We start from the raw sequence: 13,188 nt of genomic DNA on the forward strand, positions 1-13,188 counted from the left end.
TTTTCATCTCCCCTGTTTTCAAAATAAAAGAATCTTCCAAATACCATCTTGCCTTTGAAGAGCAAAGGTTTTTGCGAAGTTGTGATTACTCGCGGAAATTTCCAGTTGAACAACCTGCCTATCTGGGGTGCTCGCTTCATTAATAGCTACTTGATCATAATAACGAAACATTAGATAGGTTTCTAACAAATCATATGCCCGTAAATCCATATATTGCTGTTCAAACTTTTCTTTTGTAGGAGTTGCACTATTTTGGTAAGTAATTGCATATAATGCATCTATTCGTGTTTCGTGCACTAAATCGAGCATTATCAGTACCATCTCCTCTGGCGAAAAGGTTTGCAAAACTGCTATATCGCCGTCATTTAAGAACGTCTGATAGTGCTCCTTTTTTTCTGATGGTAAATTGGCTACATAACTAAAGTCAGTCGCAGCTGTCTTGACGATGTCAGCATCAATGGTAGGTTGTTGAGCGGGTTCTTTCGCTTCACATGCTGCTAGTAAACTTGCAATAACTGCAACATAAACTAGCTTTTTCACCATACACTTCATCACCTCAAATCTATCTTTTATTATTCCATTAATTTCAAAAATTCTCAACATTTCACCATACATAATGAAATGTCCACAATTCTAAACAACATAAAAGGGAATTTGCTAAAATGTGACAAGATAAAAATCACAGGATAAATTATCGGAAAATTCAATTTCTATTCACAACTATTTTCATAGTATAAAAGGTTCAATATCTTCTTTTTTTTCACTTAATTTTTTCTAAATAAAAGCAAGCAAATAACCCTATCAAGTCAATGAATAGGGTTTTAAGTATGGTATAATTTTCTATAAAAAGGGAATTTAATAGACCATTTTATTCAACATTATAAAAAGCATTTCATTTTATTAAACAGGATAAAGGTCCCTACATGTGACTAAATTACGAATTTGCTAAACGATACACAATATGACATTTTTTTTAATATAAGTGATATACAATGAAAAAGTTGAATCGAGGTCATGAGAAATTAATTTCAGGAATATGGATAAAAAATTAGGAGGAAAATATCTTGGTAAACTTATTACTTAAACAATTCTTGAAGGCGGAAATTGAGATCAAACGAAGAATTATGTATAAAAAGGCAAAGGATCTTGGTTTCACCCACCCTATTGTAGTAGATTACAGTCAAGAATTGGATGTCCTACTTAATAGATATTTAAAACAAGCTCAAGCTTCCTAATCAAACGAGGCATCTATATAGAAGAAAGAATAGATTGAGATAAAGCCAGACAAGTTTTTTGGCTGGTTTTATCTTTCATGCATGCATTCATTCATCAAGCCGAAATGTATAGATACAGTAAAAGTAGGCGATGTTTTTCTTAAGAAGACATTTGGAGGTTGAATGATGCAAGTATTCATCTTAACTTTTATGGTTGTTTCTAAAATATTATTGCCACCTCAACATTCAGTAGACCAAACAACACCCACACTTTGCACACCAACTGAAATCAATACACTATATCAATATCCAAACAACCAATTTCAATCGTTTCGTGATGAGGACGAATTTTATCAGCAGCTTAATCGTACAATTTATGAGGAATATGCTAATGCTTCATTGAATATTCGTCAAAAAATGGCTTTTAGAGATGTAGAAAATGCGACACAAAACTTTTATTTACAAACAAATAGTAATCAGGAAACAATCGACCTCTCTCAACATACTTTTATTCATCCCAATCGACAAGTTTATTTTTTAGCATCCTTTCAGCACAATACCGATGAGTCCTATCAAAAATTTCTTGTCATCGATGCTGAAACACAAGAAGTAATACTTGGACATTCACATTTTCTAGAAAGTTCCAAGGACCTTTAATTCATTGTATGCACATCACGTAGATTCTAGTAGTCATTTCAAAAAAATAGAAATAAAATTTTTCTAAAAATTGAAAAGCTTGCTTTGAACACGTACATTCAAAGCAAGCTTTTTTCTACAGTGGAATTAAGATAACCTTTTTTCTTGAATAGCTCCTGTGATGTCATCTATTAGTTGCTGTAGTGATTGCTCAACGGAATTTTGCTGACCATGTCTACGAACAGCCACTCGTTGGTTCTCAACCTCACGATCTCCAATGACAAGAATATACGGAATTTTTTGTAGCTGTGCTTCACGTATCTTTTTCCCAAGCTTTTCTTGGCGATCATCTAATTGCACACGAATTTCTTGCTCTTGTAATACTTCTACTACTTGTTTGGCATAGTCATGATGCACTTCTGCAACATTAATAACTTGTACTTGCTGTGGTGCTAGCCAAGTTGGGAATGCTCCTCCAAAATGCTCAATAAGAATGCCTAAGAAGCGATCAATCGAGCCAAATACCGCTCGATGGATAACAACAGGTCTTACTTTTTCATTGTGTTCATTAATATATGTTAAATCAAACTTCTCTGGCAGCTGGAAATCAAGCTGTACTGTTGCACATTGATGGCTGCGCTGAATTGCATCTTTAATATGAATGTCAATTTTTGGTCCATAAAAAGCGCCATCGCCCTCATTGATTGTATAGGCAATACCCAAATTTGTTAGCACGTTCTCTAGTGCCGCTTCTGCTTGATCCCATAGTGCCAAATCGCCCATATAATCATCTGGTCGTGTCGATAATTCTATTGTATAGCGGAAACCAAATACGTTGTACACCTCGTCAATAATCTTTAATGCCAGCGCAATTTCATCCTCAATTTGCTGTGGTGTTGCAAAAATATGGGCATCATCCTGACAAAATGATCGGACACGTAATAAACCATTTAAGGCTCCACTAAATTCATGTCGATGTACTTGCCCAAATTCAGCCATGCGAATTGGTAAGTCTCTATAGGAATGGAGGCTGTTTTTAAAAATGAGCATATGTCCTGGGCAGTTCATTGGCTTTAAGGCAAAGCTTTGATCATCCACCTGTGTAAAATACATTTGATCCTTATAATGATCCCAATGGCCCGACTGCTCCCAGAGGCGCTGATTCATCATTAGTGGTGTCCTTACTTCCCTATAATCATATTTCGCTTGTAAATGTCGCAAATAGGATTCCAGCTCATTGCGCAAAATTTGACCGTTTGCTAAATAAAATGGCATGCCAGGCGCTTCTTCTGAAAACATAAATAAGGATAGCTCTTTACCAAGCTTGCGATGATTACGCTTTTCCGCTTCATCTAAAAAGACAAAATGGTTGTGCAGCTCTTCTTTTGTAGCAAAGGCTACACCGTAAATGCGCTGAAGCATTGGCTTACTGCTGTCGCCACGCCAATAAGCTCCTGACACATGCATTAATTTAAAGTGCTGCAATTTACCTGTAGTTGGGACATGTGGGCCTCGACATAAATCGTAAAACTCTCCCTGCTCATAAATCGTTACCGCTTCATCTGCCGGAATAGCCTCAATTAGCTCTAGCTTCAACGAATCGTGTGCAAATAGCCGCTGTGCTTCCTCCCGAGATACTTCACGCCTGTGAATTTGGATACTTTCCTGCGCAATTTGTTTCATCTTTTTCTCAATTTGCTGCAAATCACTTGGTGTTAATGTGTTGGCAATATCTATATCATAATAAAAGCCGTTTTCAATGACTGGTCCTACCCCAAATTGTGCATGTGGGTATAGTCGCTTAATAGCTTGCGCTAATAAATGGGCCGTAGAATGGCGAATAACCTCGATCCCTTCTTTCGAGCTTGCATCGTACAATGTAACTTGAGCATCTTCCATAATCGGGTGCGTCAAATCAACGATGGTTCCATTAACACTTCCTGCCATTGCCTTTTTACGAAGCTCGGGACGAATTGCCTGCGCAATATCGGTTAGTGTCACGCCTTTCGTAAATACTTGCTGTTGACCATCTGGAAATTGAATGTGAATAACTTGATTTGACATGTTCTCTACTCCTTTTAGTAAAAATTTAATAATATGCGCCTCGGCATTGTTTCTGTCTAGATTTTTGGAGTTTGCTCGAAAAGCTCTCTCCAAAATTCATCCATGACACCCGCCGGAGCGTTTATCTTGATTCCGTTGTCGCTATGTTTTCGAAATAAAAACAATTGCTGAATCAAAATAAAAAAACACATATTCGCCCCAGCAAAGGGACGAGTATGTGTTATTACCCGTGGTTCCACCCAAATTCCCACTAGTTTATTTGCTAGTGGCTCATTGATTTTGCTGTAACGTTGCAAAAACGGTGCAAGTTTCCAAGCACGGCTCCAAGGTAGTAAGAAGAAATCACGACATTAGGAAGCTTGCAGCGATTGCCTCCCTCTCTGAAAATGGTTGATTAAATCTCTTGTCCTTATCATTGCCCATTTCATCTTGCATGAAATTGTTAATTACTATAACGAATAGTGGATTTTTTGTCAAACACTGATTTGAAAAAATTAACGATTGCTAGGCAGTGTGTAATCAGGCCGCTGTACACAGTAGCGGCAATGCAGATCATCACATATTTCCTCTTTCAACTCATTACAGCATGTGAAAAATAAAACTATCAAAGGTATCATCATAAATGACATAACGTTGACAAGTGGAGTATTTTGGTTCCGCTAATCTTTATTCACGACCACTACATTTCCCCGTTGCTCAATTTGCACATTTTTGTTATCTCTTAATGATTTTTCACTTCTAAAGTCTCGCTTTTAGCTTGCCATTTCATATGAATTATAGGTTTCGCATCACGTTTAAACATTTTCTCACTCTCTTTTTTCGTGAATGAATAATATCCCTCTTTATTTAAATGTGCATCATCCAACGATTGAGTGATTTTTGTTCCTTCAATTGTAATTTGTAAAGGCCCCAAATCATGGGAGTCACCCAGATAATATAAACGTAAGCCTTCTTCGGTATTATTATGATAGATCGCTTTCCAATGTTCACTTTTAGCAATGTAATGAATCTCTTGTTCTTCACTTTGACAGCCTGCTAAAAGGATAAACAGGACCAGTGGAAGTATCCATTTTTTCAACAAGCCTTCCCCCTAACAATGCATAGTGACAGTAAATCCAGTTGGCCTTTCTTCAAAAACATCATGATATTCTGTAAAAACGAAGTCGAGTCCTTGGATGTCATCTGGTAAGGGTGGTGTCACCACAAACTTATTGCTTTCATGCCCATCCGAGCCGCTCGCACCCGTATTCCGACATTCGTAATGATCATCTATAAACAACTTTAAATATTTGCAGTCCAATTTTTCATGAATACGCTGAGTAGCGTCTTGTTGCGCATCCCAGTCAATTAACAGCTGGACCACACTTGCATTTTCGTACTGGCGAATATAGGAAACTGTATATAACCGTTCTCCCGCTTCAACTGTCTGTAATACGGGAATATATTGAAGAAAGCCTGTAGGTTCTACCTTTGCTTGATAGTATTTTTCTGATCTTATTAAACTAAAGAGCATGGTTAAAAATAAGTCATCAAGGCCATACTTTTGCGCCCATTCCGAGATGGTTTCATCAGTGGGGAAACCTGGGGTATGACTGAATTGCTCTTTCCGTAGTTGCAACAGTACACAAATTTCTTCGTCTATTTCTTCTAGCCTTGGGTCGTCGTAGCCCTTGCTTGGCATTTTAGACATCCAACTCCTCCTCCATCCTACGATCCTTCTTCTTTCTATACGATATTCCCACCATTTGGTTCCATAAACAGCCTAATTTTACTTTCAAGTACCAAAATTGCTATAATTCAGTTAATTAAAAAAGGGGGTCTATATGAAAAAAATCATCATGATCTTGTCTTTCCTTATCATTATCTGTTGGTTTTTTAATTGTAAAAAAAGACCAAAGCGATTCTACAACAGATGTTATGAAAAATGACAACTCTACAACAGACGTACTGGAGAACACTGAATACTCCGCAAAGGATATATTAGCAAACGCTGATTTTAATGTGGAAAAGCAGACTATAACCGTTCATACCATTGATACAGATAAAAAAGATATATTTACACGAATTGAAATTCCAGAAGAAACGTAAAAAAAGCTTATACAAGCTTTTCAGAATGCAAAATTTGCTAAAACAACAATAGACCCCATTGAGTACGATTACCGAATAACGATTTCATTAAATACAGGTTATACAATGTATCTTATTTCAGACAAAAAGTCGCTGCATATTGTTAATAATCGAGAAAATTATGCCATTGTAAACGATAGTGATTTTTTTAGTATTTTAGTAAATACAACAAAATAAGAGGCACTTACTCCAATGTAAGTGCCTCTATATAAGGACAAAAACTGTATTAGCGTAATTAAATCATCGATCATAAAGAGAATGGAGTAGTTGATGGTCATCCTCAACTGTTGAAAAATCATTTTCTTTCCTACGTTTTAATATATCAATATATGTTTCATTATGAAAAAAGACGGCTTCCTCTTCTTCTGTTATCTGCATCAAATGATCAATTCGTTCCGCTGTTATCTCCATTGTACCTTCTTCTACATGCGTATCAACCTTTTGGTGTGTCATATCTAACATCACTTCTTGCACTAAACGTTCATCAAACGTTTTATCTCCACTTTGCCAATCATCAAGCATAGCGGCATGAACACCGTCTACCCAAGATAAATCCGTTTCATTAAGTGATTCTTCCCCATCATCTTCAACAATGGACTCTGTTTCTTTATCATTTATCCAAAAAGCAACACCTATACTCAACACTACAGCTACCAAAAGAACACCCCAAATATAACTTTTTTTCAATTTTAAACCACCTTTTTAAAAATTTTCGCAAATTTATTACGGCCAAACAATAGAAAACAAAAAGTCCCCTACATATGTAGGAGACGTTATGAATTGTCTATTCACGCTGCAAAGCATTTGTTGATGCTTGTATGCCTGAGAGTTTGGTAGTTTGCAATAACATAGATTTTTGCCATAACTCGAATAAAGGCTCCAATTTCATAAATGCTCAAGCGATGGTTCGTTCTGAGTAGCCTCAAATCTTCTGCTAGTTGTCTTTTTTAAGGATACGTCAACGTATTTTCCATTGCCCTAAGACATTGGATAGCTAAGCTAATTGACTACAACATCATTGTGCCAGCTCGTTGAGTCAGATAATTGATATGTGACCATATTGGCTGTGACCGCGAGAACAACCCCCGCTCTCGATATATTAGAATGGGTCGTACTTTCCAGCACAAGAACTACATAGCCCTCTCCCCGCCCCTGTTCATCAATTGCCTTTGCTGCATTGATGTCAAAAGTACAATAGGATTGCTCAGTTGTTGCAAATAGAAGCCGCTCCTCATGATAAGCACCGTTCTCTTTTAAATTGTAGCTAACTGGCATCCAACCTTCAGACCATTCAATACTACCTATTATTTCTCGTCTTCGACTGGCAACCCGACCAATTGAATACATAAAATATATTTTCATTATCGTTTGATTGTCTTCATTTCTCCCATTACAAGTGGCTGTCACGTCAAGCATAATATCATTGTTCGAAAGCTTTTTCATTAACACTAACGTCACAGTGATAATACAGATAAATAGTACTATACCAAAAATGATAAATGCCATTAGGTCCCTCCTAGTATCAAGATTGCTGTTACTAAAATATTACCATGATTTAGGAGAGATAGGTGCTTTTCATCAAACAATCTTAGAAATAGACACGGGCATAAAGGATAAGACAAAATTTGCTTCGCTTATCCTTATTTCCCCGCTTGAAGCTCGGCTGTTAGTGTAAAAGGTATTTTTAAATACTCATAGTGAATCGTTACTTTCTTAATGTCAGAAGCTTGAACTTGAACAGCATAATGCTGGGGCTGCTTGCCAATCGCTTGTTGATCTATGTATCGACTTGGTAAAATTATGCGCTGTGATAATTTATGAAAAGACATTTGGCTATTTCCCTCTAGTTTTGTTTCTACCTCAAATGGTTCGGACTTACTAATGACAAGCTCTACGCTGTCTGGAAGCTTATCGTTCACAAGAAGTTGTTTGAGTTTAATTTCACGTAGCCCTTTATTTTCAAGCGCTATTATTTTGACTGCCTCATTGTCCTGTTTGCTTGTATAGCTTTGAATGACAAGTGGCGGATTACTTTTGAGATAAATCATAAAAACGGCACCGACCACGAGTACACTCAATACAAAAATAAATAGTAATTTTTTCATACTTTCCCTCTCTTTCTCTTTCATCAGTATAACAAAAACAACCTGACCTATTGATAGTCAAGTTGTTTTTGTAAACGTATTTCATCTCGTATCGGGATACCATCATTACCAATGAAAGGGATAGAAGGCTTATAGGCTCTCGCCTGTTCGACTGCATTGCGCAATATTTCGAGTAAATAATAGCCTCGTTTTTGATAAAATTTCAAGGCATGTAAGTTATCGTTCGTTGTGATAAGGGAAATGCTTGTACAACCTTGTCCAACAGCTTCTTGCTCTACAGCTTTTACAAGCGCTGAACCAATGCCTCTCCCCTCAACTGTACTATCCAATGATATAATTTCACAGTCCTCTTCGCGCATGATATAGGTAATCAATCCAATGATCGCTCGCTGCTCATCCAAAAAAGCAAAGCCTTCTAATTGACTGCAGTCATAGATCCCACTGGAAATGACCATTTCTGTACTGCCCCAATGCTCCTCAAAAAAATGAAGCACCTCATGTTGGGGTAATTGGTGAATTTTTGTCAATGTCATGTTTAGAACCCCTTTTTTAAATCGAAATATGAAAAACACCTGCAATCGCCTTTTGAATGCCTAGGAACACTGCCCATGACAGCACACCTAGACCAATAGCAAGGACGATATGCATTGAGGATTTCATCGCCATGTAAATCACAAAAAGCATGCACATTGTTGCTGGCAGGCCAACGATGACTCCTACGGTAAAACGCTGAATATGCTCGCTCGACTCACTTTGCACCGTCAGCCAAATAATACTTAAAATACTCACCAACGGCAATGCGGCAATAATGCCACCATAGGTTGGAAATCTTCGTGCTACCTCGGTTACAACACCAATAATCGCCGCCGAGCTAAGAATTTTAAAAAATGTATACATTATTTCGCCACCTCACTTAGGCGTCTAAATGCCTGTAGGATAGCTTGCTGTTCCTGTTCAGTTAGCTGAAGAAGTGCCTGCTGTAGCTTGTCCTCATCTAATTCGGAGTTTTTCTTCAGCACCTGTAGCCCTTCTGGGGTTAAATGAAGAATAACTTTCCGTTGATCATCGCTCGCCCGCTCCTTTGTCACCCAGCCATGGCGCTCCAGCTTTTTAATATGCTCTGACGCTGTATTGGGAGAAATATTTAGTAATCCAGCAATATCACGTACTGTTACTTCCGCTTCCTTTTGAATCATCTGTAAAATACGGACGCTTTGATGGGAAATGACATCCTCATGTGTTGTATGTAGATGATAGAAAATCGTTGTAAAATAGTCATTTATATCTTTAATCATCGTCTAGACTCCTTTATATCGTTCCACACGATTATATCGTATAATACGACATAACGAAAGAGACATCCTTAAAGTTTTTATTTTCAGACAGTTCCCCAACAACCTTCTTAAAATTTCTATCTATTTTTCATAATCATCTATCTTTCTGCGTATCTTGCTAACGATGTGAAATAGGTACTTGTCATCATCAACTTTCTACATTATTATTACCCTATTCTGAATTTAATCGAGGGCATCCAATGTTATACTTTCTCTATTTTCTAGTTGGTGGCACAATCATGGTACTGGCGCTGCTACTTAGCCAATCAAAATACTTATTTTTGTCAGGCATTATTACCGCATTACCGATTCTGACGCTCATCAATATGGGGATGCAAATGAAAAATATGAAAGAAGATACCTTTCATACCGTCTTACAAAATACAGTATTTGGCGCGGTCGGTATGTTGTTATTTACCGTACTTGTCTTTTTATTAACGAATTGGTTGAAGCCAAGTATTTCGGTCATGAGCGCACTCGCTGTCTATGCCGTATTTATGCTATCTGGCAAATATATACTATCGATGTTCGCTTAACGTTGAAAAAGGAGCTGCCATATGACAGCCCCTTTTTTAGTAGATCGAAAATTCGTCAACCTGTTGATAATCTTCACATAAACACCCTTCTTAAACCTGTCAATCGCTTGGGTATTCATATATTTTACATTGTCTGATAGTTCGTTTGCCTTCCATAATTGCTGTTCGTGATAAACAAATGGATCAATTAAACGTACCTTATTCCGAAAATGAAAATCAAAACTCTCTTGATTCTCGCATACTTCAACATGTTCATGAGAAAAAACAGTATGGGATACATCAAATAATAGGCCCGCAATTTGCTCCTCCACTGATCCCCCAAACTTTTTGATCAGTAGCATAACACCTATCGAATGCTCAAATCTCGAAATATTCCACTTGCTGTTGACTAGAAAGCTCGCTCCAGCCTGATGAATTCCTTTTAATCGTTGCACTCGCTCGCTTAAAATAAGTTCTTCTAGCAGACCATCAATTTCGAATGATCCATACATGCATCTGTAATCAGCATTTAACCATTGTCCTTAATATGGTTTGTAATGACAAAAACTCCACCACAGTGTGATATCGGATCAAATGTTAGTTGACAACTATCCTGCAATAAAGCTTGTAGCTCCTCGTGGACAAAATAAAATTCATCATCATCCCAATAGCCTTTGCTATCCAGTCGACATTGTTCTAGCTGCTCCCTTGTGTTAAAGGCAACATCGCCAATTAACATTTTACCATTGGGCTTTAGATGCTCTAATAATTGGGTAATATACGACACCTTTTGCTCATCTGTAAAATGATGGAGCGCATAGGTACTAATAATGGCATCATATGACTGCTGCAACAGCACGGTAGGTAACCCTTTCGTTAAATCCCACTCGATTAAATTAGCCTGTGGCATTTTTTCTTTCGCAATAGCTATCATGTTAGAAGAAAAATCGAATCCATTGATCTTATGGCCATGCTCATAAAGCTTGGCTGTTAAAATGCCTGTTCCAAAGCCTATATCTAAAACAGTCGAAGCTGGAACGTCCATTACTTCGTTAAAAATTTTATTTAATATCGCCTTATAGCCTGCAAATGGATATTGATTGTTTTCCTCACTTAGTTGAACGGTTTGATCATAATCATCCGTCCATAAATCGAATCCCTGTTTATTTAATATCATAGTGCCTCCTACAATTGATAAATTCTCCAAGCCTTTGTTATTGTACGATTTGTAGTCTGTTTCATAAAAAACGCTCCCTTCTTTAACCAATTCATGCTATTATACCAATTTTTTGTATATCGAACAATTCAGAAAATAATTCGAACTTTATCATTTATCAAATGATTGAAGTTGCCCTTTAGAGTTCATTCAATTTGTAATTGGATATTGCATCATTTTTGGTCGCTTTTTTTTTATTGACCACTTTAATAAGAGCAGCCTTGTTCATAACTTGGCCTTATTAATCTGGAGCAATTTCATACAAAGTAAGTAGAAGAAAATTGCATTTGTATGTAGTATTTTTTTCAAATTCAATGTTATATTCTCCAAAAGGTAAACTTTAAATAATTTATAAAATATGCTAGACAAGATTATTTATCTTGTCTAGCGTATCATTTGTATGTTAGTGATTATTCCATTCTCTTCATCCTTTGATGTAATAAACCATCCGAACTGTTATTTTCACCATAGACGAAATTCTGCATATAATATTTCAAGTATTTTCCATAATCACTTTGTGTATTTAATAATAATTCATCGACATAGTATACACCTAAAGGAACATTATCTAACATTAAACTCGCAGTCCCTGCATATATTCCACAAGCTACTTGAAAGTAAGTTGCGCTAGTTTTATATTTTGGGAATATATCACTACTTTTCATCGAGTTATACATATAAATTTCCTTATCACTGTATACTAATAGAACACCAACAAGGTCCTCTCCTTCCACCTCTCCATCAGATGGGTCAATCAGTTTTTGCTTCCAATCCCAAAGATCATCTACATTATCTAGATTTTTTCTAATTAATTCGGTTGTATATTCATTGACTCGATAGATAAATCCTATTTCAAAATCATATATTTCACCTAATGTCAGTACTTCTTCATGAGGCATAAGACAACCGTAAAATTCCTTTTCCCCCAATTTCACCTTAAATTCAGAAGCATAGACGTCATCGTATAAGTATAATGGTAAATGGTGGTGGACAAACATTGGATAGCTTAAAATTGCTTCATCCAGAAAACATTCAACAGACCAAGTAGAATAAATAGTTTTAGGCTGAATAAGCGTTTTGTCTTTATAGAAAGAGCTGTCATGTTCAATAATGTAACAAGCTAATGGTTTGTTATCAGCATGATCTTCCAATAACTTAAATGCCATCCATTGAACGACTCCCGGGTTCATACCTGAGCCAATAATCGCTCTTGTATTAGTAAGTGTTTCTTTTATATCTTCAAATCGATAATAGCGTTCAGTCAAGGGGAAACCATATAAACTCTCATCCAGATCTACCGCAGTATTTTCTAAAGCGGAGTTAATATAATGAACACCCAGTTTATTACAGCATTGTAGCATGTCAATTGTATCAGCCCAGGATACATCAATAACTAATTTTGTGTTTGTTGATTGTAGATGTTCAGTAAACTTAGCTGTGTCACTTAGGTCAAATTGTAAGAGGGTAATTTTATCATTTAAATGTGGAAACAAAGTATCATAATAATCTAATGGATTTTGTTCGATATCTATTAGAAATAGTTTCGAACTTGTAATAACATGATGGATAGGATCGTTTTTATCTATAGCGGAATGATTAAGAATAGATAGTATTGACTTAGCAACACCGCCCTTACTTCCAAGGATAGTGATAGAATATTGGTTAAGTTGTTCCACGGCATTACATCCTTTTCTTATAATTAACATAGCTTATGAATTTTCGAATGAGTATGCTTGTATGAAACAACTAATTTCAATAAAACATTCACTTTCGTTAAATAGCTTAATTAATGCATGCCTATGTAATTATCGCATCATATTACCTTAATCAATTTCCCATTATAGTGCTGTGAGTCTATTGACCTGTTACATTATCTAAATGTATAAACCGAATGTATTGATAAAATAAAATACAAAAGACCACACAGAATACAAAATTTTGTGTAGTCCAAGAAAAATTATCTCTCGTTTGTTTTTT

16 protein-coding genes and 1 pseudogene are annotated in these 13,188 nt (G+C 36.4%); 4 read left to right on the plus strand and 13 right to left on the minus strand.

Annotation, left to right across the window (positions count from 1 at the left end):
* Window positions 1-18: 18 nt before the first annotated feature.
* Window positions 19-543: a hypothetical protein gene (locus ABC382_RS04640; RefSeq protein ID WP_312507288.1), complete on the minus strand. Its 525-nt coding sequence runs from the start codon at window positions 541-543 to the stop codon at window positions 19-21.
* A 521-nt stretch (window positions 544-1,064) separates the two neighbouring features.
* Between ABC382_RS04640 and ABC382_RS04645 the strand changes: the two genes are divergently transcribed.
* Both ABC382_RS04645 and ABC382_RS04650 read left to right on the plus strand, forming a co-directional pair.
* On the plus strand, window positions 1,065-1,235 hold the full coding sequence (locus tag ABC382_RS04645; protein WP_004230265.1) for an aspartyl-phosphate phosphatase Spo0E family protein: 171 nt from the start codon (window positions 1,065-1,067) through the stop codon (window positions 1,233-1,235).
* 165 nt (window positions 1,236-1,400) lie between these two features.
* On the plus strand, window positions 1,401-1,871 hold the full coding sequence (locus ABC382_RS04650) for a hypothetical protein (RefSeq protein WP_312507287.1): 471 nt from the start codon (window positions 1,401-1,403) through the stop codon (window positions 1,869-1,871).
* 126 nt (window positions 1,872-1,997) lie between these two features.
* Here the strand turns inward: ABC382_RS04650 and thrS are convergent, their stop codons facing one another.
* From thrS to ABC382_RS04665, 3 genes are all read right to left on the minus strand, one after another.
* Entirely contained in the window at window positions 1,998-3,914 is a 1,917-nt protein-coding gene (thrS, locus tag ABC382_RS04655; protein ID WP_322610919.1) for a threonine--tRNA ligase, read from the minus strand.
* 721 nt (window positions 3,915-4,635) lie between these two features.
* A complete protein-coding gene (locus ABC382_RS04660; protein ID WP_322605005.1) occupies window positions 4,636-4,992 on the minus strand; it encodes a hypothetical protein in 357 nt (118 codons plus the stop codon).
* A gap of 12 nt (window positions 4,993-5,004) precedes the next feature.
* On the minus strand, window positions 5,005-5,604 hold the full coding sequence (locus ABC382_RS04665) for a hypothetical protein (protein ID WP_322610920.1): 600 nt from the start codon (window positions 5,602-5,604) through the stop codon (window positions 5,005-5,007).
* A gap of 227 nt (window positions 5,605-5,831) precedes the next feature.
* Here ABC382_RS04665 and ABC382_RS04670 point away from each other — a divergent pair, with 227 nt between their 5' ends.
* Window positions 5,832-6,002, plus strand: coding sequence for a hypothetical protein (locus ABC382_RS04670; protein WP_322610921.1), 171 nt, complete (start codon window positions 5,832-5,834; stop codon window positions 6,000-6,002).
* 279 nt (window positions 6,003-6,281) lie between these two features.
* Here the strand turns inward: ABC382_RS04670 and ABC382_RS04675 are convergent, their stop codons facing one another.
* From ABC382_RS04675 to ABC382_RS04700, 6 genes are all read right to left on the minus strand, one after another.
* Entirely contained in the window at window positions 6,282-6,728 is a 447-nt protein-coding gene (locus ABC382_RS04675; protein ID WP_322610922.1) for a DUF6241 domain-containing protein, read from the minus strand.
* Window positions 6,729-7,040: 312 nt separating this feature from the next.
* Window positions 7,041-7,547 (minus strand): hypothetical protein, encoded by a 507-nt coding sequence (locus ABC382_RS04680; protein ID WP_407135999.1) that lies wholly within the window; start codon window positions 7,545-7,547, stop codon window positions 7,041-7,043.
* 134 nt (window positions 7,548-7,681) lie between these two features.
* Window positions 7,682-8,146: a hypothetical protein gene (locus tag ABC382_RS04685; RefSeq protein ID WP_274797009.1), complete on the minus strand. Its 465-nt coding sequence runs from the start codon at window positions 8,144-8,146 to the stop codon at window positions 7,682-7,684.
* Window positions 8,147-8,193: 47 nt separating this feature from the next.
* Entirely contained in the window at window positions 8,194-8,679 is a 486-nt protein-coding gene (locus tag ABC382_RS04690; protein WP_274797008.1) for a GNAT family N-acetyltransferase, read from the minus strand.
* A gap of 16 nt (window positions 8,680-8,695) precedes the next feature.
* Window positions 8,696-9,043, minus strand: coding sequence for a DUF3147 family protein (locus ABC382_RS04695; RefSeq protein ID WP_205443261.1), 348 nt, complete (start codon window positions 9,041-9,043; stop codon window positions 8,696-8,698).
* A complete protein-coding gene (locus ABC382_RS04700) occupies window positions 9,043-9,441 on the minus strand; it encodes a MarR family winged helix-turn-helix transcriptional regulator (protein WP_274797007.1) in 399 nt (132 codons plus the stop codon). The genes ABC382_RS04695 and ABC382_RS04700 overlap by 1 nt, the downstream gene beginning before the upstream one ends.
* A 239-nt stretch (window positions 9,442-9,680) precedes the next feature.
* Between ABC382_RS04700 and ABC382_RS04705 the strand changes: the two genes are divergently transcribed.
* A complete protein-coding gene (locus ABC382_RS04705) occupies window positions 9,681-10,016 on the plus strand; it encodes a hypothetical protein (protein ID WP_274797006.1) in 336 nt (111 codons plus the stop codon).
* 224 nt (window positions 10,017-10,240) lie between these two features.
* Here ABC382_RS04705 and ABC382_RS04710 read toward each other — a convergent pair.
* The 3 genes and pseudogenes from ABC382_RS04710 to ABC382_RS04720 form a co-directional block, all read right to left on the minus strand.
* Window positions 10,241-10,507, minus strand: a pseudogene (locus ABC382_RS04710) (HD domain-containing protein); the annotation flags it as partial.
* Window positions 10,508-10,524: 17 nt separating this feature from the next.
* Complete coding sequence (locus ABC382_RS04715) at window positions 10,525-11,172, minus strand: class I SAM-dependent methyltransferase (RefSeq protein ID WP_322610924.1); 648 nt, start codon at window positions 11,170-11,172, stop codon at window positions 10,525-10,527.
* Window positions 11,173-11,621: 449 nt separating this feature from the next.
* Window positions 11,622-12,887 carry an S-adenosylmethionine decarboxylase related protein gene (locus ABC382_RS04720; protein WP_322610925.1) on the minus strand — a complete coding sequence of 422 codons (1,266 nt, stop codon included), beginning with the start codon at window positions 12,885-12,887 and terminating at the stop codon, window positions 11,622-11,624.
* Window positions 12,888-13,188: the final 301 nt, after the last annotated feature.

The organism is Lysinibacillus phoenicis, from assembly GCF_047238325.1.
GTDB lineage: Bacteria > Bacillota > Bacilli > Bacillales_A > Planococcaceae > Lysinibacillus > Lysinibacillus irui.